Origin of the sequence: Acetatifactor aquisgranensis, from assembly GCF_943193215.1 — a bacterium.
GTDB classification, from domain to species: domain Bacteria; phylum Bacillota; class Clostridia; order Lachnospirales; family Lachnospiraceae; genus Acetatifactor; species Acetatifactor aquisgranensis.
Map to the genome: position 1 here is coordinate 75,029 of NZ_CALPDH010000024.1, position 19,978 is coordinate 95,006.

Sequence of the window (19,978 nt, forward strand, 5' to 3'; positions counted from 1 at the left end):
TCCACCTTTCCCTGTTATCATAAACTATGAAGTGCGCTTCAAGTCAACAGCAATATTATGATATGCTTCCTCTTTCTGGTTAACTCCGTTTTTCTATATCAATTATCCGTTGCGCCCATTCCCTGTAAAAATTTTCCTCATGGGAAACAAGGAGAACTGTACCGGCAAATTCCGCCAATGCAGTTTTCAGCATCTCTTTTGCCTGAATATCCAAATGGTTCGTCGGCTCGTCCAGTATCAAAAAATTACACGGCTTTAGCGTCAGCATACACATCTTTACTTTAGCCTGCTCACCGCCGCTTAGCGTTCCAACAGGCTGCATGGCATGTTTACTTGAAATGCCGCACAGGGCAAGGGCTTTGCGGACTTCCTTCATTACCATATCAGGATAGCTGTCTGAAACAATCTGTATAGGAGTTCTTGCTGTATCTTCCCATATCAAATCCTGTTCAAAATATCCTATTGTAACCTGATCCGAAAATATGTAATGTCCATGCATGGATGGGATCTGTCCTACCAGTGTTTTCAATAAAGTGGATTTCCCAACCCCATTGAACCCCGTTATCACTACTTTCTGTCCGCCCTTTATTGTAAAATCGACCTCAGATAAAACCGGATGATAATAACCTACCGATAAGTCCTTTACTAAAAGGTGTTCTGTATTTGTGAACGATACTTCCGGGAAACGGAAATAAGGCGTTATCTCTTTTCGATCCAATGCCTCCATCTTCTCCATTCGCTCAAGTTGTTTTCTGCGTCCTCTGGCCATTTTAGATTTTCTTCCGGCAATATTTTTACGGATGAATTCCTCTGTCTTCTGAATCTCCTTCTGTTGGATTGAATACCGATGCACATAATCTTCCCTCAGAAGCGTTTTCTTTCTTAGAAATTCAGAATACGTCCCATAATACTTTGTGATACTGCCATTGTCGATATCGCATATCCGGTCTGCGGTTTTCTCCAGAAATGCGTAGTCATGCGATACTACCATAAATGCATTATCCAAGCCTGACAAGTAATCCGAAAGCCATGTAATATGTTCTTGATCTAAAAAATTGGTTGGCTCATCAAGCAAGAGAACATCTGGTTTCTCAAGAAGTAATTTTGCCAGTATCACTTTTGCTCTTTGGCCGCCGCTCATTTTATCAATCGGTCTGTCCAGCCCTATTGCCAGCAACCCCAAGCCATTAGCCACTTGTTCAATCTGTGTATCAATCGAATAGAAATCATGGATTTCAAGCTGCTCCTGATGCTTCGCCGCGAGGCTAAGATACTCCATATTTCCCATAGCTGCCCTTTCATAAGCCATTGTCATTTCTCTTTCAAGTTGGTATAGCCTTGAAAATGCTGATTTCAAAAAAGACTGCATTGTCAAGCTCTTTTCTATCTCTGCATATTGATCGAGGTATCCGACTGATATATTCGGCTGCCAGACAACACGGCCGGCATCCGGCATAATCTGTTCCGTACAAATTTTGATCAATGTACTTTTTCCGGTTCCATTTTGTCCCACAACTCCAATATGCTCACCTCTATTCAATGAAAAACCCGCATTTTTATAAAGCAGATTTTCTCCAAAAGAATGAGTCAAGCCTTCAATATCCAATAAGCTCATGTGAATCACATTCCTTTCATTTTTCATAATATACTGCCAAAAATACAAAAAGCAGAAAGCACCTGTACACATCCGTGTACTGCCTTCTGCCTCTATGGTTCCAAGCCCCCTATGGCAAAAGGCTACAGACAAAACATTGTCCATAGCCTTTCTTACGCTCAATCTGCATACGGAAAATAAACAATAAACATACTGGCATACAGTATCTCTATTGTTTCATTTCCCGATGAAATCCAAATGCGTTATCTATACGCTATACTCTGCACAATGTTTCATCGGAATGGATTGTACAGAGTCCAGTTTCCTCTTAGGTTGGTTCGTCAAATAGAAATTCATGCCACTTCCCCTTCCTTTGGTGAATAACTTCACCTCCGTCATAATACTATAATTGTGTTGATATGTCAATCTTCAATTTTTCAAATCCTATTTCCCAATGGCAATTCCAAAGCCCTTATCTTTTTCATAAACAGGCTCATCCAGAACAAAAAAACAGCGTATTCTTAATCCTGTCTTTATGCGTAATGATACCTGTCCTTGTTACGATTATAGCAGGAATTTCTATTCTTCTTTTCATCTATCTTGCGGTTTTAGTGATTTTAAAGCCTGAAATGGTTTCTGTACGTTGGGGCCGAGGTTTCCCACACCTTCCCTCAGCCCTCTTGAACCTCACGGCGAGAACCTTGGTGTTCAGCCATATCCTTCCCACTGCCGGGCGGATTCGGGACTTTCACCCGTTAGAACGCGCGCCCGCCGGGCGCACATGAAAAACAGCCGAAACCATTTCCGGCTGTTTCTTATGGTGCGATATTTGTTACGGCCGTCCTTTGAGAGAACCTCTATTTCCCCAGCCTGCCTACAGTCGGATATCTATAGGAACATAGGCATACTTTTTCAATGCCTCCTTGACTTCATCTCTGTAGTCATTCGTTATATAAAACCATCCCCTCTGTCATTCCATCTCTCTGAACGTGCCGGCCGTTCCCCCGACAAGGCTCCACTGGCGCTGCATATAAGATTTCAGATTTTCCGTGCTTTGCCTGTAGGCTCTGAAAGTCACTATGCTTTTGCGTCAAAACTATTCTGCGGATTTTCCACATTCACTGCTTCTTCACTCGTCAGAGGAATGCCTCTCTTTGCGTTTCCCCATGCCTCATTATAAATCATGCACATTTCCGTCTGTCTGGAAGCCTCCGCATTGGTGGTATACATCGTCCACCCATTATTGGAATAAGTCGCCACCATCTCCCCGTTCTTATCGTAAAACTCTATGTAATCGCTGTTTCCTGACGGCAGTTTCTGATATTTCACTTTCCCTTCCAGCAGCGTCGCCACAAAATCTATGGGCTTAAGCACATTCTGCCTGTTTTTAGAAACAGCTTTCAGACCGGAAGTGATGATTCCCTTTCTGTCCGGGGACACTTCCGATGTGTAGCTTTTCATCAGCCTGTTAAACCCTTCGGATTTGTTCTGGAACTGCCCTTTTGCAAAATCCTCATATGCCTGTTCCCTGATCTGCTTCCGGTATTCCTCATCACTGATGCCGCTTCTCTTCCTGGAGAAAACATATTTATCATTAAAGTCGGGCAGATGGATACCGCCTATGCTTCCTGTCCCTGAAAAATATCTGTTCTGCAATGAGCCATTGGACGAACTGACCTGCATTATTTCACCCTCCCCTGTAAATTTCCTAATCTATCCAACATTTCATACATCCTGCTATTCCCAAAAGTAAAATTCTGTAAAACAATTGCCATACATTTTTCCTCCCTATCCTCCATAATTCTGGGCAAATGCTTTAGGAATTGTCGGAAAATAACTGCTGCAATTGCTTCAGGCAAAAGCCCGGAAATACAATAAAAATTGCCATAAACTTGCAGCAGTTATTTGTAGACACTTCCTTATTCAGCCAAACAGTAAGTCTCCATCCGCTACAATGACATCTGTGACTGCCAACGCATTTGTCTTCCTGTTCTGTATTCTGCTTTCCGGAAAACTCCCAAAGAAACACTGCGGGCAGTATCCCTGGAACATGGCAGAAAACACTTCCAGCAGGCCGCTCACCACGTTTCTGCCGTCACTTAATTTATCGGCAGATTTTCTGTTTTTTTGGGGTGCAGGGAACGAAAAGCTTATAAAAGCACCTGCCGCAGTACCTGTTCCTTTCATACCAGCGGCTTAAGCGCAGGGCCGTAGCCCCGGCAAAGAAAGCCCATTCCGGAAGGACAGGAGGTTCCTGCGCCCGTCCCCCATATTACCTTGAACAGATGGAACGGATATAGTATGCTGCCTGAAGGAGGGACTCACATGAGCGACATGAAATCGCCGCTGCTCCAAGGCGCGGCTATGGTCAGGGTACAGAACATCTTAAGCGGGAAATGGAAGATAACGATATTAGATGTAAAAACGATAATAGAAACAGGCCGGGGATCAGAAATGCGCGACGCTACGCGTCTGATCCCGGCTTGTAAAATCAGGGAGGGAATCGAGATTATGTGCCGGGCTATGGAAGATATGAGAAATCAGACATTGAAAGAGGGAATGATAAATGTTGCCTTCTGGTAATAGCTCAGCCTTGGCATAAGCTTTGACCAGAAGTGGCAGCAGAATGCCCCGGTCTGCTGCTTTAGCTCCCGGCACTGCTCCAGTATGTCAGCCGCCGTGTACCCTTTGCCCGCCAGGGCGAGCGTGCCATCGTCACCGCTCTCCGTCCCGATGGTCAGCCCGTTTATCATATCCAAACTTGTCCTCCCGGGCTGTTTCCTATTACTGCAATGGTTCCTATACTGTGTCGTCCTTGATTGCCTCTACAATGACATCATCCCTGATTTTCTTAGATGCCAGCATATAAATCCCGTTGATTACAAATAGTACCAGAACAATATACACCATCAGCGCCCACACCGGGAATGCGTATAGGAATTCCATGACGGACACCCCCATCATATAACACTGTGCAACACATACAATGATAAGCATTGGAAGCCCAATCAGTATCGGCTTGACCGACAGCAGAAACCCTTCCATCCCAAGCAGCCGCCGGATTCCCTTTTCATCCACGCCTACCGAGCGGAGTATGGCAAATTCCTTCCGCCTCTGCCCTAAACTGTTCAGGATTGCTGAAAGCACCGAGGAAATGCCCACAACCCCGAACAGCACCGCAAGGCTGCACACGACAAACATTGCCGCCCCTGTCATCCTCCCGCGGTCCCTCATCCGCTCCGTCTTACTGGAAGTCATAAAATCGCTGCTGCCCAGATAGGCGCCGCATATCCTTTCCGCCTCGCCCTGGATTTCTTCATCCATTCCATCCGGCACAGCGTAATTTACATAGTTCCTGTAATTATAAACCTCCATCTCATCACTGAAATTCCCGATGATGGCATAATACTCCTCCATGGGCACGATAACAGGCAGCGTATAAAACGAAGGATCAAGCCCGATCTCCGGCATTGACGGAATCACTGCCGCAACATCCACGACAAACTCATAGTCACCCTGAGCATCATCCGAATACTTCTCTGTCAGCTCCACCCTCTGCCCCTGCCGGAGATTCAGATAAGGGACTGTTTCCTGCATTGCCTCATAATCCCTTGCACCGGGGTTCTTTGCCACACTGTTTACAATGATGGCGGAAGATTCCGGTAAAGCTTCCATGCCCGCTTCCCGCAGAACGCTTTCATAGGCATCCTGCTCCATCCCCACCAGCACACAGGTTACACGGTAACGCCCGTCCCGCTCCACGATATAGCCGTCTGCGGCATCAAAGCCTCCCGCCTGCAGGAATTCTGCCGCCTGGTCACTCCCGGAAAGCCAGACAGCGCATTTCGCCCTTGCATAAACAGATGTTTCCTGCACGCCCGGCATGGCTTTCAGTTCCGCAAGGAGCGCACCGTCTATCCGCTCCCCCGTCCCCAGCGTGATATTCACATCAAAATGATTCATATTCTCCGCCTGCGCATTGCTGATATCGGAAGCCGTAAAGACTGCAAGGAACCCAAAGGCAAGGAGCATACACAGGGAAAGCGTCACCATGCAGGTATGGTACAGTTTTTTCCCCGCATTTACCGAGTTTGCCGCTATCTCCCCAAGGAATCCGAAATGTTTTGCCAATATGGGATGGCTCTTTGCTTTCTTCGATGTGCGTCCCCACATTGCAATGCTGTACTGCTCCCCGCGCACTGCCTCTATGGGCAGAACCTTTGACATCTGTCTCGCCGGCCCGTGTGCGGCAAACAGGACCGTAACAAAGGAAAGCACTGCCGCCATGAGCGCCGCTGCCGGTGAAAAGGAAACCTCCATCCGGCTCCCGAACACCTCACTGATCATACCGGAATAGACCGACAGGACACCGAAGGAAAAAAAGTATCCCAGAATCATCGAAAGCAGGATCGGGATAACCGAGAGGATGCACGCCTCATAAATGACCGTCCTTCCTATCTGCTTCGGCCCCGCCCCTACAGATTCCAGGATGCCGAGCTGATGGATCTTCTGTTTCGCCGAAATCCCGAAAGCGCCCCTTATGATATAGGCAAATACCGCCATCGATGCGCCTGCCGCAAGCACAAGCCCCAGGAACAGCTTCGGCACATCACTCCGGAAAAAACTCCCAGGCGCATATACTCCATGCCATGCAAGCAGCGCGGCATGGTAGCGGCACGGGTAGTCCCCGTATTCATCCTTTGGAAGCCCTATTGCCTCCGCAATCTGCGGGACTGCCGTATATACTTTCCCCCTCCGCTCCATCTGGAGATAGACCGCCACCTCCCTTTCCGGCGAAAGCGCTTCCGGCTCCATAAAGCCATAGGCGAGGTATCCTTCATAGCCGGAGGAAACGGACACATCCAGTTCCCCCACAATGGTCAGGCTGGCCGCATCCTTCTGCCGGTTTTCTTCCATGTGCGTCCGCACATTGCTGACCATTTCCACGGCGAGCGTGTCGCCAATGCCATATGCCGGGTTCTGCAGGAAGAACTCCTTGCTGACCGCCACCTCGCCGGAAGCCTGCGGGACACGCCCCCGCAGGAGCATATTCTTCTCATACATGGCATCCCAATAGCCGCTGTCACAGTTCTGTATCAGCAGGCGGGGAAGCGCCGTCCCTTCCGGCAGGAACGCGGTCTGGTTGTCCCCTTTTACAAACATGGCTTTTACACCCGCATTGTCCCTCACCATGCCAAGCCTGTCTGCCGGGACATCCATAAGCTCCGCATCCCAATCACCTCCAATATAAATTTCCTGCTGCACCATCTGGTTCCAGAAACTCTGTGCAAAAACAAATAATGTACATAATAAAGTGGAAGCGATCAGAACCGCCACAATAATGGAAACTGAGGTGCGGCGGTTTTTACGCACCTGGTCTAAGCTGTATTCCCGTATGATGTTCATGGCTATACCTCCCTGCCCGCCACTGCGGGCCTCCATGCAATTACACCGCCTTATCCGAGACAATCTTCCCATCCTCTATCTTGATGATGCGGTCTGCTTCCAGTGCCACATTCTCATCATGGGTGACCAGCAGGATGGTCTGTTTATACTGGCGGTTGGACAGTTTCAGCAGGGAGACGATTTCCTCCGTATTCTTCCGGTCAAGGTTCCCTGTCGGCTCGTCCGCCAGCAGGATCGCGGGCTGGTAGATCAGGGCGCGCCCGATTGCCGCCCTCTGCTGCTGTCCCCCGGAAAGCTGCCCCGGCAGGTGTTCCAGCCTGTCACCCAGCCCTAGTGTCCTTACGATATCGTCAAACCGTTCCTTACCCGGCTCCTTATTATCCAGGAGCATGGGCAGACAGATGTTCTTCTTCACACTGAGCGTGGGGATAAGGTTGTAAAACTGGTAGATAAGCCCCACCTTGCGCCTGCGGTACTGCGCCAGCCGTTCCTCCCCAAATGTCGCTATGTCCACATCTTCCACAAATATCTTCCCGCCGTCAGGGCGGTCAACGCCTCCCAGCAGATGGAGCAGCGTTGACTTGCCGGAGCCGGACGCCCCGATGATGGCAACGAACTGCCCCCTTTCCACCTGCAGGTCCACATGGTCTAAAGCCGTCACCATTGTCTGCCCCGTCCCATACTGCCTGGTCAGCCCCTCGGTCCTTAAAATATCCATAAACAGCACCTCTCATTTCTCCGGATTCCGGAAGAACGCCGTCTTTGCGTTCTTCTACATGAACTTCTTTTCATGTTACCGCCCTTATGTGCTAATTTGGTGACAATGGTAAAATTTAATATAGAATCCTGCGCCCCCTGTCTCTGTATTTTCTGCCGTGACCGTCCCGTTTTCTTTCTCAATGATGGATTTTGCCAGGGAAAGCCCGATTCCTGCACTGTCTTTGGAAGAGCCTGCGCCCCGGTAAAACCTCTCAAACAGGCGGGGAAGGTCTGCTTCGTCAAATCCCCCGCCGCTGTCCTGAATAACGATTTCCGTATAGATAGGATTGTCCCGGCAGACAATGCTGATATCTCCCCGCTCCGGCGTATGCTCCACGCAGTTTTTGATGATATTGCCGAACGCCTCGCTGCACCATCCGAAATCCCCGGAAAGCGAAATCCCGTCAGCGCCCTGTATCCCAAAGCATATCCCCTTTTCTTCCATCTGCCGGACAAAGGGCTGGACTGCATCCACCAGCATCTCCTCCAGGTCAAACTCTTTTTCTTCCAGCTTCAGCACGCCCGCGTCCAGCCTTGACAGGGTGAGCATGGAGCCGACCAGGCGCTGGAGGTGGCCGACCTGTCCTTCCATCCGTATGATGTCCTGTTTTGTCTCTTCATCCCACGCTTTCTTTTTCAGCAGCGAAAGGGTAAGCCCTATGGATGCCGCTGGGGTCTTTAACTGGTGGGACAGATCGGCGATGTTGTCCGCAAGGTTCTCCTTTGCCCTCTGCGCCTGCTCCCGTTCTTCCCGGAGAAGCACCACCGCTTTATAGATGCTGTCCTCCAGCGCGGAACCGGTATCATCTTTCATCAGGGTGTCGTACTGCCCTTCCATAATCCTGTCCAGATAGCCGGAAAGCGCCTCTGTCCGCTTCTCTGCCTCCTTCCTCTTGCGCCTCCAGCAAAGCCCAAAAGAAAACAGCATCACCGATATGATACAGAAAGGGATGGCATATGCCGCTGCCCCAAACCATGCCGGGACAAAAGAATATGCATCCCTCCCATAACCGTACTGCCCTAAGATTTCTTCCCCCGCAGCCCTCAGGCCATCGCCGGACTTGTATAGATGCATGATATCGCCAAGCTGTTCCGGTGCAGCAATCCCCACAGCCCCGGCCATATCCGCAATACCGCTTCTGATGAACGTTTCTGACAGATGTAGGGTAACACCGCCTGCCAGAACGCACAGGCAGACGGAAAGCGCAATCCCGCATATAAAAATCCTGTTCCCCTTCTTTTTATCCCTCATAGTCCACCGCCTTATACCCAAATCCCCGGACGGTCAGGAGCATCTTCGGCATCTGCGGATGCTCCTCCACCTTCTGCCGCAGGCGCTTTACCAGCGTGGTAAGCGTATTGTCATTGACATAATTGCCGTCCACATCCCACAGCTTTTCCAAAATCTGCTCACGGGTTATGGTCTGGTTCTTATGTTCCAGAAGCAGGAGGAGGAGCTGGTACTCATTCGGCGTCAGTTCTACCGGGCAGTCTTTTTTATAGACTTTGGATGTCTTTTTATTGATGCAGACATCCCCGCAGTAGAGGCTTCCGTCCTCCGGCCTGCGGTTCCTCACCCTGCGCAGCAGGGCCCGCATCCTTGACACAAGGACATCCATGCGGAAAGGCTTCGTCACATAGTCATCCGCCCCGATGGACAGCCCCTGCACCATGTCCCGCGCCCCGTCACACACCGTCAGCAGAATGACGGGAATGGCTGTATTTTCACTTAAGCTGCGGCAGAAAGCAAATCCGTTGCCATCCGGCAGGTTTATATCCAGCAGGCATAAATCAATCCCGCTGTCCAGGTATTTCCGGGCCTGCGCGAGACTTGATGCGGCATACGGCGTGAAGCCCTCCGCCTGCAGGCTGCGGCAGAGGGTATCAGACAGTTCCGCGTTATCTTCAACCACCAGAATTTTATCCATACAAATTCCCCTTTCTTTGGGAGTATGGTTTTTATTATGCCACTGTACGCCTTTATCTTCAACTTCTGTTTCAGGAATATTTTTTAATTCTTAGGAATTGTCGGAAAATAACTGATGCAACTTGTTTAGGAGAAAGCCCAGAAATACAACGAAAACGGCTATAAACTTGCATCAGTTATTTGTAGACAATTCCTTAGTATCGCTCTGTATCCTTCCCGTGACATTTACCTCACAACCTACACCCAGTCTGGAGGCCCGTATTGCATCCCTTCCCCATACGATGCAAGGAATCTAGTCGGATTTTCCATAGGGACGGTTTACCGCCTTGTCTTTCATCGTCTCTTCCCTCTCTTTTGATGTTACAGAACACGCTATATTGATTGACAATCACAGAGCTATTCCAGTATAATGAATAAAACAGACAAAACCGCAGATATACAGGTGAAAGGAGTTAAAATGGAGCTAAACATTCAGACCGCGGAAATGGCATTAAAGGAAGCTGCGCAGTCCAATCCGGGGGCATGGGTAGCCCATTCCTGGTATGTAGCCAAAGCCTGTAAAAATATTGCTTCACACTGTAAGGATTTATCTTCTGAACAGGCGTATCTTTTCGGGCTGTTACATGATATTGGACGTTATGCCGGAGTGAGTTCGGAAAGGCATTTGATAGACGGCTATCGTTACTGTATGGAGCGCGGGTGGGGAAAAGCTGCACAAATATGTATATCCCATGCATTTATGATACAGGATATTGATACTTCTATCGGAGTGTTTGATGTCAGTGATGAGGATTACCTGTTTATGAAAAATTTTGTTGTAAATGCGGTATATGATGATTATGACCGTCTGGTACAGCTATGTGACGCATTGGCTATGCCTACGGGATTCTGCCTTTTGGAAAAGAGATTTGTGGACGTGACAATACGGTACGGCGTCCATCCGGCGACAATAGACAGGTGGAAAAAAATTTTAGAGATTAAAGAACTGTTTGAAGAACAGATTGGCTGTTCTATTTATACTTTGCTTCCGGGCGTTGTGGAAAACAGCTTTCGTTAAGGGAGGGATATTGCGTATTACGAGGCAAGCGATTTTTTGGAAACTGCGGACAGCGATACGTTAGAGCAGATTGCCCGCACAAGGGAATTTTGATTGCTTCAAATGAGCACTACGATCAATACCAATTTCCTGATGCTGTCAAAACGCCGGGTTTCAGCTTTTCAATTTGTGCGGCGCTCAACTTTAGCGGCGAAAACGCATCAGAGCAGCCTTAAAAGCTGTACCAGCTCATGCGACTCGTCCGCATCTGATGCGGTCTGTCTGGTATCAAACTGAGAGAAACGATTATCACGGTAAAATGATAATAGCTTTTCCTCTTTTTCCGCTTCCAAGAATGTTACTATGCCTCCGCCCAAATACTGTATCTCTTTAATTTTGTCCCATGCAAGTTTCAGAAGTTCTGCCCCCGTGATTTCTGTTCCGCCACTCTCCGAGAAATTTTTCCCAAGTTGTGCAATCAGATATGCCGACATGGTATAGGTATCCGATTTTTCATCCAACTCACTAATTCGCAACAGCTTTCTTTTCATGGTATTGCTCACTGTTTCACCCCTTACCGTCAATGGTTTTAATGCAAGGGTAAAATATCCAAGCAATCTGACATCCTCTGCTGAAACTACAAGATATGTAACAGACTGGTTCTTTTTCGTGAACTCTATGGCACTTTTTTTCAAAAAATGTTCCACGTCCTTATTCTTCGGACTGGAAAAACCGGAAAGCAACTCAACCAATGCTGGCTCTCCGGCTTCTTCATCATTCCCCAATGCCAAATACTCACGGATATTGACTGAAAAGAATTTATCATTTCCTGGCATTTTCCTTCTCCTTTATTTTCATCTTCCGCAGCCGCATCATTTCCCTCAATTCAGGTTCTCCCTTTATCTCTCTCGCAGCCACAGATATATGAACAGGACGGTTCTTGGCAGATTCTTCAATCGCATTAACAAACATCTCCACCTGTTCCTTGCCGGAAATGACAAAATTCTTTGTGATACTTGAAGTTGCCATGATATACACCTCCTTTGTTAGTATGGTTCTTCCGCTATAATTCATACTTTTCTATCTCTATTTTATTATCTTATATCGGTTAATGCAACAAAACATTTTATGAATTTTTTATAACTTATTTTCCGCTTGCTATCCCGCCAAAACAGAGTTAAGATACGACACCACAGAGAGGAGGGATTGGAGCATGTCAAGGAGCGTCTCGTAGCGCCCCTGCTCTTTTTTCAGCTTTTCCTCTATGATGGATTTATCCCGCAGCACTTCCGTCTGCCCTACCCCTGCCGCACCGAGGCCGAGGATTGCCGCTGCTTCCCGGAGCGTCCCCTCCGGGTCATCGAAAACGGCGTGGAGGACCTTCTGCGCATCGTGTGTATCTGTCCGAGCCACTCCACATAGGGAGCGCAGCCCCTCGTGACATAGCGGAACCGGGGATCAATCCTTTCATTCCGCAGTTTGTCCGTGGAGGCATAGGCTTTGGGGTGCTGCACCTGCGCACGGATGCCAAGCTGGGGCGTTTCAAAGGATAGCCTCGTTTTGCCCCTCTGCGTCACTCCAAGGCCGCAGAAATTGTTCTGCGGAAGAGTGACCGCAGAGCCTTCCCCGATGATGTGCGTATCTACGATATGCCCCACCGCCACAAGGCTGAAAATAATGACCTTCTTGAAGATGCTCATCCATCTTCTTATAGATGCTGTATGTCTCCCCGCCGTGCAGAACACGTTCTTATGCTTGCTGGTCTCGATATAGATGATATCGTCCACCCGCAGGCTCACATTCCCCTCCACGAAGCCGAACTCCACCACACGCTCCTCACGCAGAATGTCCTCCACGCACTCCGACAGCGTCTGTTCCAGGTCATCCTTTAACAGGAAACGGCTGGCTTTCACCTTAATAGACAGACCGCCGCATATGGCAGTTTGCCATAGCGGCGGTTAGCTTTTGTGTATTTCTTTAGTTTGCTTACATCAAAGCAAATTTCTCATTACGGAAATTTAAGCATCCGAAATGATCAGTTTTCCTCAGTAGCATAATCAGCGGAAGCTGTGGGCTTATTTGCCTGCAGCAGTAATTGTGCATCACTTTCTGAAATGGTTTCTATTTCTGTGATGTTATGGTTTCCGTCTCGGCTGACAGAAAGACATATTCCCTTTTCATCTGTGTAATAAACAATAGCCCTTTCGCTATCAATCAGTATCTTAATCTCATTACCGCCATAAAACCAGCGGCCATACGCGCCGTCAAAGGATACACCATACTCTTCATACTCCTTTAACGACTCTCCGTTGCTCTTCCCTGTTTCGGCTGCCATTGCTGCATTTGGTTCCGTACTGATAGACATATCCTTAAAATGCTCCTGCTTCTGCGTATGACGGTCATATACTTCCTGAGAGCATTCTTCGATACCGACAAGGTTATTGTCTGCGTCACGCTTCGCTTCAATATCCACCGTCCCCGTGAAGAAATTCGTAAAGCTCGCCCCTGCTGCCGAATCATTGAAGAAACGCACGATGTTCCCATTGTAGGTATAGCAACCCGTCTTTTCATCATAGGACAGCCCATATGCTTCATATACAGACCAGTCCACGCTGCCGGGAATTTCCGCCGCAGACGAATCCTCTACCATTCCAGTGTCATATGCAGGTATTGCAGACAGCAAAGTTCCATTCTGAACGCTTGCGGCTACATTTCCCGCACAGCCCGTAAGCATACATATACTGATCAGGACAGATGCGGATAAAATCCTTTTTATCATTTTTAATTTCATTTGAAGTTCTCCTCTCTTTTTGATAGTTCTATCTTATCAAAAGTATTTGGAGTTTCCTTGTGGACTTTATGTGTTTTGTGTGAAGTTTCCCACAAAAGAAGGCGGCAGGCAAATCATATGCCGCCACCCAGTTTCTGATGATTATATAAAAATTCAATGTTAAAACATACGCCTTGTTGGGTATTCCTTATCTGATAGTCCGCTCCATGCTGCTCCAGAATCATCTTTACAATATAAAGCCCCAATCCGCTGCCACCCGTTTGTCGGCTGCGTGACCGTTCCACCCGGTAGAAAGCGTCAAAGAGTTTTGGTATGTCATCTTCCGGCAAATGAACCCCCGTGTTCTCTATGGAAAATTGTATCCTCCCGCTCCTGGAATGAGCCGTAACAAAAATATCACTGCCTTCCGGCGAATAATGGATTGCATTGGAAACAAGGTTATTTACCACTTTCCCCAAGAGTGCTTTGTCTCCCCGGAGCATCAGCCCATTCTGTATATCCTCATGCCATTCCTGCCCCTTGCCTACAATCATATCTTCAAATAGTCCATACTCACTTTTTATCATGTCTGAAAAATCAAATATTTCCTCCTGCAAGGCAGTTTCTGATGATTTGATGCGGGAAACAGTCAGGATTTCCTGCACCATCCCTCCCATTGCTTTTACCACTTCAAGAGAACGAGCAAGATATTTATCACGTTCTTTGTATTTCCCCACATTCAGCAGCATCCCTTCAAGTTGCCCCTTAATGACTGTGATTGGTGTTTTCAGTTCATGGGATACTGCCGAAAAGAAATCAAGCTGTGCCTGTTCCAACATACGCTCCCGCTCAATGTCCGCTTCCAACCGGCTGTTTGCCGCCTGCAGTTCACTGAGCGCCGAAGACAATTTCCGGGCCATTTCATTCAGGCTGTGCGCCAGTATCCCTAATTCGTCGGAGCGGCTTTCCGTACAATCCCATGAAAAGTCAAGGTCGGACATTTTTTCTGACACCCTGCTGATCTCTATGACAGGCTTTGTGACATACCTAGAATAAAGTGCTGCACCTATGGCTGAAATGAATATCACCATGACCAACAGAGGCGGGACTATATTGCCGATGGTATCCATCAGCCGATTTACCGGCTCTGCGTCTCCGGCAACAGACAGGGTATAGACCATCCCGGAATCGCTGAAACGAAACAGGTAGCTGTGCGTTACCCCATACGCAGAAGGCGCCCCTTCAAAAACAATGCCGTCACGAACCGCACCCGGGAAATCCGTGTTATGCTGTGAGGGCAATGCAATCTCCCTTCCGTCCTCATCATACAACTGGAGCAGCACATCATTGTTCAGCAGAAATTCGTCAAACAGAATCCCACTTTCCTCTCCCGCAGTAAACTCCAGTTCTGAAATGAATGCATTCACTTCCTTATCCAGTGCTGCATCCAGATCTGTGCTGTATGATTCTGGAACCAGCCATGCGATAAAGCAGTAGGTGGCCAGGCAGCTTATCACCATCAGCAGGCAGGTTACGGCAAATATTTTAATAAACAGGCTTTTCTTTCCCCTCTTTTTCAATTTTATATCCAACTCCCCGGATTGTCTCTATGTAGTCAATGTCCAGCTTTTTACGGAGATTTTTGATATGCGTGTCAACCACCCTCTCATCCCCGTAAAAATCGTACTTCCACAGTTTGTTCAGGAAATGCTGCCGTGAAAGCACCTTCCCCTGATTCAACAGCAGCTCTTTCAATACCTCAAATTCCCTTTGTGTCAGGTCATATTCCACATCCCCGGCGTAAATCCGGTAACCATCCATATCCAAAGTAAGCCCTTTGTAATGGAGCAATGCACTTTCGCCATCCTCCCGGTTTCCGGTCCGCCGCAGGACAGCCGCTATTTTTCGCAGCAGCACCGGCATGGAAAAGGGTTTTGTTACATAGTCGTCGGCCTGCAGGTCCAGCCCTTTAATCTGGTCTCCTTCACTGCCCAGGGCCGTCAGCATAATAATGGGAACCTGTGACTGTTTCCGGATCAGTTCGCAGACAGTGAACCCATCTATTTTAGGCAGCAGGATGTCCAGCAGAATCAGGTCATAAAGATTCTTCGCAAACATATCCACAGCTGCCACGCCATCACCTGCAATATCGGCCTTATATCCTGCCTCCTGCAAAAATTCCTGCAGAAGTTCCTGAATATCCATATCATCTTCAACAATTAAAATCCTCTGCATGGTATCACCTCCACACTCTTTAACCATCATACCATACTTTTTTGTAGTTTGTGTGTAGTTTGCCTAAGTTATATAAAACCATCGCCTCTGTCATTCCATTTCCTTGAACGTGCCGGCCATGACCTCCACGCCGCTCTCCTTTGCTTTCCCCGCAAGGCACTCGTCAAAATGACTGCGCCATACATTCAGCCCCTCCTGCTCGAAGCGGTATTCTTTCCCTGTATCATTTGTGAATATCATGCCCCTGTTCTCTGTCGGGGTACACATGGCAGATTCCGGCACATCCTCCCCGAAATAACTTTTCACAAGTTCCATTGATTTCTTTATCAGAACGCCCGAACAGGACTTATACCTTGGCATTTTGAACTTCTCCACCAAGAGAACCTTATAGTCTTTTTCCGCTAAAGCCTAGGCAACCGTGCATCCCGCAGGCCCCGCTCCGACCACTATCACATCATACATCCGTATATCATCCTCTCTGCTGTTTTCTATTACTTCGGCAGAAAGCCGTTCCTGCTAAAGCAAAAGCATCCTCTGAATTATACCATAAAAATTTTCTGTTTTTCACCCGCTGGCACTAAACGACTATTTTTCGGGAATGGAAAGCAGGGGCCATTGGATGAGTATATCCGCTGCCGCTTCATCAATGTACATACGCTGTCCTCTTGCCACTTGTGCATTTAAGACTTTACGGAAATATCATACTGAAAGATGGCGACCGCGAAATGCTGATGCTTTTAACTCACAAGTGAAATTTATAGTAGGATTTTTTAAGTGTCAGTACCATTCAGCTTCTTCCGTCACCCAGAATCTAATCCTCGCCCCTGTTCAATTCTTTTTTCGTTAAGCGCTTTTCAAAGCAACAGCTTTATCTCAATTTTGGCGCTATCGCCTTTTTTATTGTTCTTCACAGATTCTCTGCTCTCTTTATTTCATTGGAGATTCCTTCTGCAATTCTCTGTGCCAAACTTTCCTGATAATCGTCATCCAACAGCTTTTGACTCTCAGAATAATTTGAGAGGAATCCCATTTCTACCAAGACAGCGGGCATTTGCGTGTTTCGCAAAACATAATAGCCCTCTGTTTTCGCGTGCCTCGTTTCAATATCCTCGCTTAGCGAAACTGCATCGATGATGCTTTCTGCATATCTTTTGCTTTCTGTCGCATTTGAATTGTCGTAATAACATTCCAAGCCTGCTATCCGGGCATCTTCCTCATAGTAATTGCAATGAAGACTGATAAAGAAATCCGCATTGGAGTCATTTGCAACAGAAGTACGATCTGGAAGGCTTATATTTTCATCGGAGCTTCTGGTCAGAATAACTTCTATATTGTCATTCTCCAGAATAGCTTTCAGCTTCCATGCAACCGAAAGGTTAATATCCTTTTCTACTGCCTTGCCGCTGACAGTACCTCCGTCAATTCCTCCATGCCCCGCATCCACGACAACACAAAACCCCGGGGCGTTATTCTCTGTTGAAGCAACAGGAGCAGCATCGTTGCCTGCGTTTCTATCTGTGTATATATCCGTGTATTTATTTACCTTTTCATCTTCCTTTGTAAATCTCTCGTATATGTAAAGACATCCGCAAACCATAAGTATCATCATTATAATCGGTATCAGTATGACGATCGCCCTCAGCAGATACGCAATCATAAGCCGCTTAATCTTTCTCTTCCTGAGTCTTTTCCTCTTTCCGTATTGTTTCCTGTTCATTGCCGCATTTGTTCCTCAATCTGGAATAAGTCAATACCCCCGCGGGAATCAATGGCTTTTTGGTAAAACGATTTCCTCACCGCTTTCTTTTGATAACACATAAATATTTCCCGTATCACAGGTAACAGACATTGCAGGTATATGACTGATCAATTTCTTGTTATTCCCATCCTTGCCGCAGGAATACAAGTCTCCGCCGTCCGTCCTGGAGACATAATAGATTGACTGCTCATCCATGCAGAAATCATATGCAACTATATTTTCATAAGTGTAAGTTTCATTATCGGAAACGTCATATCTTGTTAAAACCCCCTGTTCATTTTTGTAAAAGATGCTTTCCCCGTCGAATGAAATATTTCCGTTTACAGGAATGTCCAGCTTTACAGTTTTTCCGGTATACCGGTTTACTTTTGTTATGCCATCGTTGCCAATGAAAAACAGATTGTCGTCATTCAGGAAAAAAGCCTGGTGAAAATCCAGGAACTTCCATTTATCCCCCGTTTCATAGTCAATGCCCAAAAGAGAACGCCCGGAATTCGTCATCTGCTCAAAGATTGTTTTTTCCGCAAAGGTATCCAGATTCAGCTCTACAACCGACACTTTCGTTATATTGCTGTTATAGTTTCCCACCCGGTTGACATAGCTTTCCATAACCGATGTGGTGTAATACAGATATGGCGGGCACACATAAAACGCACGTATTTCTTCGTCATCAGAAAATACCCCAAACACAGGGGAACGTGCGAAAGGATATGTTTCCCCCGTGGAAGTATTTCTGAGAAAATACTCAAAATTCTCTTCATCCCATATGATTTCATAACCCATACAGTCATAGACTGCCGATGAATTATAGACAACGCTTCCCGTTTTTCCACGGCCTGAACATCCCGTCACTGCCAATGCCAGGCCAAACATGACAACGAAAGCCGCCCCACGCTTCTTTTGCCCTGATTTCATCAGCCAACTGTTAGAATTGCGCCGTAAAATCCAGACAACGGCCAAAGCACACAAAAGCACGGATACAGAGAGCAGGGGCAATAGCGTAACCGTGCCGACCTCCGCAAAAATAATTTTCTCATCACCCGTCAGGGCATCGCTCATAACAATATCCCCTGCAAAAAAGTCTGTTCCAAGCAGAAACGGCAGCGGCAGCGGCAGACGGTAAATGCTGGTCTTCGATAAGCCTATATAGGGAATCATCACGGACACCGCACCAGCCAGCAGGGTGACCGCATACTTTTTTGCCAAAACGGAAATGAACATCAGGAGTATGGCAAGAAACATACCGCCAAACATCCGGAGCAGCCCTATAGATACATATCCCTCCAGCAGGGACATCCCCTTGCTGCTGCCTGCAAAGTAACGAATGCTCTGAATCGGATAATCCCCATCCGGCAGTCCGTATTTGAACCTGTAAAATCCGTATTCCATAAGCGAAATGCAAAGCGACAGGAAAAGGACAACTGTGGTAATAATGAGCAGCTTATACAGAGCGCTTTTTCGCCCCTCCCTTGCGGTCAGGATCAGGGTGTCCATCTGGCAGCTGTACTCAGAACAGAAAACAGGCGTAACAATCAGCAAAATGCCAAGGAAGAGAATGAAATTAAGCGTACCCTTGCCAAGAAGCCCCATCCATCCGTTTGTCTGGAGAAAACAGCGGTTCCCCGGGTTTTCGCAGATATAGAGATACTGCCGATAGATAACCTCAAATCCATTTTGACGCTCCAGAACCTTCTCTATTTCCCGGCTCTCCTTTTTATATTCACTTTCACCGATCTTCCCGTCATAGTAGTTCTCCAAAAGGCTGTTCTGCCTCTCCTTCGCTTCCGCAATCCTCTCCGCCTCCTGCTCCAGATAAAGGGAAGATTCCTCGGTGCAGTATCCGTTTACCTTTTCCAGATACCATTCATATTCCTTTTTATACTGCTCCATCGCTATGTCTGCGGGGTTGTCGGACAGGGCAAGCCAGACCGTGCCAAGGAGCAGGACAAGGGCAATATAGAACAGCCCCCTTTGCCAGAGCATAATCTTTTTTACTTCATACATAAATCCAGACATTTTATCCTCCCTATAATGTCAAGTGATTTTCCTTAAAAAATCAAGGAATTTTAAGTTTCATATCTCAGATGAATGAGCCAAGGAGATGGACATTTCTCTGTATCTGGTACGAAAATAGATGGTGTAGGGTACACGAAGTAGAACGTCTTTGTTTTCGCTCTACATGGCCTTGTGTATACCCCTCCTTCTACGGCAGCGAACCTCCCGTGTCTACCAGGATCACCGTCTCGCGGGTCCTAACTTCCTTCGTTCCGCCTGTCCATAACCAGGGTGTCAGCTCAGCTCCTTTACAGGGTCCTGCCCTATGGAAAATATTCCTGCCGACTACTGGCTCATTCTTTGTCATAAGTCTTACTGACCTGCATGGCCCCCGGCTGGCACCTTGCGGTGGACGTTTCGCCCAGCCTGTCCCTCATGTCCCCCAGCCTTTCCTGTCATGGCTGGACTCAGCTCCCGGCGGTGCCTGCCGGAGGCCC

The 19,978-nt window shown here is 47.5% G+C and carries 17 protein-coding genes and 3 pseudogenes; 2 read left to right on the plus strand and 18 right to left on the minus strand.

Features of this window, described 5'->3' with window-relative positions; genetic code table 11:
* Window positions 1-79: 79 nt before the first annotated feature.
* Window positions 80-1,615: an ABC-F family ATP-binding cassette domain-containing protein gene (locus tag NFS35_RS19550; protein WP_251208793.1), complete on the minus strand. Its 1,536-nt coding sequence runs from the start codon at window positions 1,613-1,615 to the stop codon at window positions 80-82.
* 1,056 nt (window positions 1,616-2,671) lie between these two features.
* Window positions 2,672-3,277, minus strand: coding sequence for a hypothetical protein (locus NFS35_RS19555; RefSeq protein WP_251208779.1), 606 nt, complete (start codon window positions 3,275-3,277; stop codon window positions 2,672-2,674).
* 810 nt (window positions 3,278-4,087) lie between these two features.
* On the opposite strand from NFS35_RS19555, the pseudogene NFS35_RS29940 reads away from it, so the two are divergent.
* Window positions 4,088-4,168, plus strand: a pseudogene (locus tag NFS35_RS29940) (nuclease); the annotation flags it as partial.
* Here the strand turns inward: NFS35_RS29940 and NFS35_RS29390 are convergent.
* From NFS35_RS29390 to NFS35_RS29945, 6 genes and pseudogenes are all read right to left on the minus strand, one after another.
* Entirely contained in the window at window positions 4,135-4,353 is a 219-nt protein-coding gene (locus tag NFS35_RS29390) for a hypothetical protein (RefSeq protein ID WP_330640369.1), read from the minus strand. The pseudogene NFS35_RS29940 and the gene NFS35_RS29390 sit on opposite strands and share 34 nt — an antisense overlap.
* Window positions 4,354-4,393: 40 nt before the next feature.
* Window positions 4,394-7,000, minus strand: a complete 2,607-nt coding sequence (locus NFS35_RS19570; protein WP_251208781.1) for an ABC transporter permease — start codon at window positions 6,998-7,000, stop codon at window positions 4,394-4,396.
* Between the two features lie 40 nt (window positions 7,001-7,040).
* On the minus strand, window positions 7,041-7,718 hold the full coding sequence (locus tag NFS35_RS19575; RefSeq protein ID WP_251208782.1) for an ABC transporter ATP-binding protein: 678 nt from the start codon (window positions 7,716-7,718) through the stop codon (window positions 7,041-7,043).
* A gap of 84 nt (window positions 7,719-7,802) precedes the next feature.
* Window positions 7,803-9,011, minus strand: a complete 1,209-nt coding sequence (locus tag NFS35_RS19580) for a sensor histidine kinase (protein ID WP_251208783.1) — start codon at window positions 9,009-9,011, stop codon at window positions 7,803-7,805.
* Window positions 9,001-9,687 (minus strand): response regulator transcription factor, encoded by a 687-nt coding sequence (locus NFS35_RS19585; protein ID WP_251208784.1) that lies wholly within the window; start codon window positions 9,685-9,687, stop codon window positions 9,001-9,003. Before NFS35_RS19585 ends, NFS35_RS19580 begins: the two co-directional genes overlap by 11 nt.
* A gap of 171 nt (window positions 9,688-9,858) precedes the next feature.
* Window positions 9,859-10,011: pseudogene (locus NFS35_RS29945) on the minus strand (single-stranded DNA-binding protein); the annotation flags it as partial.
* Window positions 10,012-10,143: 132 nt separating this feature from the next.
* Between NFS35_RS29945 and NFS35_RS19590 the strand changes: the two are divergent.
* Complete coding sequence (locus tag NFS35_RS19590) at window positions 10,144-10,743, plus strand: HDOD domain-containing protein (RefSeq protein ID WP_251208794.1); 600 nt, start codon at window positions 10,144-10,146, stop codon at window positions 10,741-10,743.
* A gap of 200 nt (window positions 10,744-10,943) precedes the next feature.
* On the opposite strand, the gene NFS35_RS19595 is transcribed toward NFS35_RS19590, so the two are convergent.
* From NFS35_RS19595 to NFS35_RS19635, 10 genes and pseudogenes are all read right to left on the minus strand, one after another.
* Window positions 10,944-11,558, minus strand: a complete 615-nt coding sequence (locus NFS35_RS19595) for a GNAT family acetyltransferase (protein WP_251208785.1) — start codon at window positions 11,556-11,558, stop codon at window positions 10,944-10,946.
* Window positions 11,545-11,751: a hypothetical protein gene (locus NFS35_RS19600; protein WP_251208786.1), complete on the minus strand. Its 207-nt coding sequence runs from the start codon at window positions 11,749-11,751 to the stop codon at window positions 11,545-11,547. The genes NFS35_RS19595 and NFS35_RS19600 overlap by 14 nt, the downstream gene beginning before the upstream one ends.
* Window positions 11,752-11,880: 129 nt before the next feature.
* Window positions 11,881-12,009 carry a hypothetical protein gene (locus NFS35_RS29090; protein ID WP_275564714.1) on the minus strand — a complete coding sequence of 43 codons (129 nt, stop codon included), beginning with the start codon at window positions 12,007-12,009 and terminating at the stop codon, window positions 11,881-11,883.
* A 113-nt stretch (window positions 12,010-12,122) separates the two neighbouring features.
* A pseudogene (locus tag NFS35_RS29730) lies at window positions 12,123-12,344 on the minus strand (N-acetylmuramoyl-L-alanine amidase); the annotation flags it as partial.
* A 413-nt stretch (window positions 12,345-12,757) separates the two neighbouring features.
* Window positions 12,758-13,513 (minus strand): hypothetical protein, encoded by a 756-nt coding sequence (locus NFS35_RS19610; RefSeq protein ID WP_251208787.1) that lies wholly within the window; start codon window positions 13,511-13,513, stop codon window positions 12,758-12,760.
* Window positions 13,514-13,626: 113 nt separating this feature from the next.
* Window positions 13,627-15,072: a sensor histidine kinase gene (locus NFS35_RS19615; RefSeq protein WP_251208788.1), complete on the minus strand. Its 1,446-nt coding sequence runs from the start codon at window positions 15,070-15,072 to the stop codon at window positions 13,627-13,629.
* On the minus strand, window positions 15,038-15,727 hold the full coding sequence (locus tag NFS35_RS19620; RefSeq protein WP_251208789.1) for a response regulator transcription factor: 690 nt from the start codon (window positions 15,725-15,727) through the stop codon (window positions 15,038-15,040). The genes NFS35_RS19615 and NFS35_RS19620 overlap by 35 nt, the downstream gene beginning before the upstream one ends.
* Before the next feature lie 90 nt (window positions 15,728-15,817).
* Entirely contained in the window at window positions 15,818-16,087 is a 270-nt protein-coding gene (locus NFS35_RS19625) for an NAD(P)/FAD-dependent oxidoreductase (protein ID WP_330640372.1), read from the minus strand.
* Window positions 16,088-16,634: 547 nt separating this feature from the next.
* The gene (locus tag NFS35_RS19630) at window positions 16,635-17,444 is read right to left on the minus strand and encodes an N-acetylmuramoyl-L-alanine amidase family protein (protein WP_251208790.1); all 810 of its coding nucleotides are present in this window, start codon (window positions 17,442-17,444) and stop codon (window positions 16,635-16,637) included.
* A gap of 48 nt (window positions 17,445-17,492) precedes the next feature.
* On the minus strand, window positions 17,493-19,502 hold the full coding sequence (locus tag NFS35_RS19635) for an ABC transporter permease (RefSeq protein WP_251208791.1): 2,010 nt from the start codon (window positions 19,500-19,502) through the stop codon (window positions 17,493-17,495).
* Window positions 19,503-19,978 lie beyond the last annotated feature (476 nt).

Coding starts and splice junctions, on each gene's coding strand:
- NFS35_RS19550 (WP_251208793.1), bottom strand. CDS start 1,615: ATGAGCTTATTGGATATTGAAGGCTTGACTCATTCTTTTGGAGAAAAT.
- NFS35_RS19580 (WP_251208783.1), bottom strand. CDS start 9,011: ATGAGGGATAAAAAGAAGGGGAACAGGATTTTTATATGCGGGATTGCG.
- NFS35_RS19595 (WP_251208785.1), bottom strand. CDS start 11,558: ATGCCAGGAAATGATAAATTCTTTTCAGTCAATATCCGTGAGTATTTG.
- NFS35_RS19625 (WP_330640372.1), bottom strand. CDS start 16,087: ATGCCAAGGTATAAGTCCTGTTCGGGCGTTCTGATAAAGAAATCAATG.
- NFS35_RS19635 (WP_251208791.1), bottom strand. CDS start 19,502: ATGTCTGGATTTATGTATGAAGTAAAAAAGATTATGCTCTGGCAAAGG.
- NFS35_RS19600 (WP_251208786.1), bottom strand. CDS start 11,751: ATGGCAACTTCAAGTATCACAAAGAATTTTGTCATTTCCGGCAAGGAA.
- NFS35_RS19570 (WP_251208781.1), bottom strand. CDS start 7,000: ATGAACATCATACGGGAATACAGCTTAGACCAGGTGCGTAAAAACCGC.
- NFS35_RS19610 (WP_251208787.1), bottom strand. CDS start 13,513: ATGAAATTAAAAATGATAAAAAGGATTTTATCCGCATCTGTCCTGATC.
- NFS35_RS19630 (WP_251208790.1), bottom strand. CDS start 17,444: ATGAACAGGAAACAATACGGAAAGAGGAAAAGACTCAGGAAGAGAAAG.
- NFS35_RS19585 (WP_251208784.1), bottom strand. CDS start 9,687: ATGGATAAAATTCTGGTGGTTGAAGATAACGCGGAACTGTCTGATACC.
- NFS35_RS19620 (WP_251208789.1), bottom strand. CDS start 15,727: ATGCAGAGGATTTTAATTGTTGAAGATGATATGGATATTCAGGAACTT.
- NFS35_RS19575 (WP_251208782.1), bottom strand. CDS start 7,718: ATGGATATTTTAAGGACCGAGGGGCTGACCAGGCAGTATGGGACGGGG.
- NFS35_RS19590 (WP_251208794.1), top strand. CDS start 10,144: ATGGAGCTAAACATTCAGACCGCGGAAATGGCATTAAAGGAAGCTGCG.
- NFS35_RS19555 (WP_251208779.1), bottom strand. CDS start 3,277: ATGCAGGTCAGTTCGTCCAATGGCTCATTGCAGAACAGATATTTTTCA.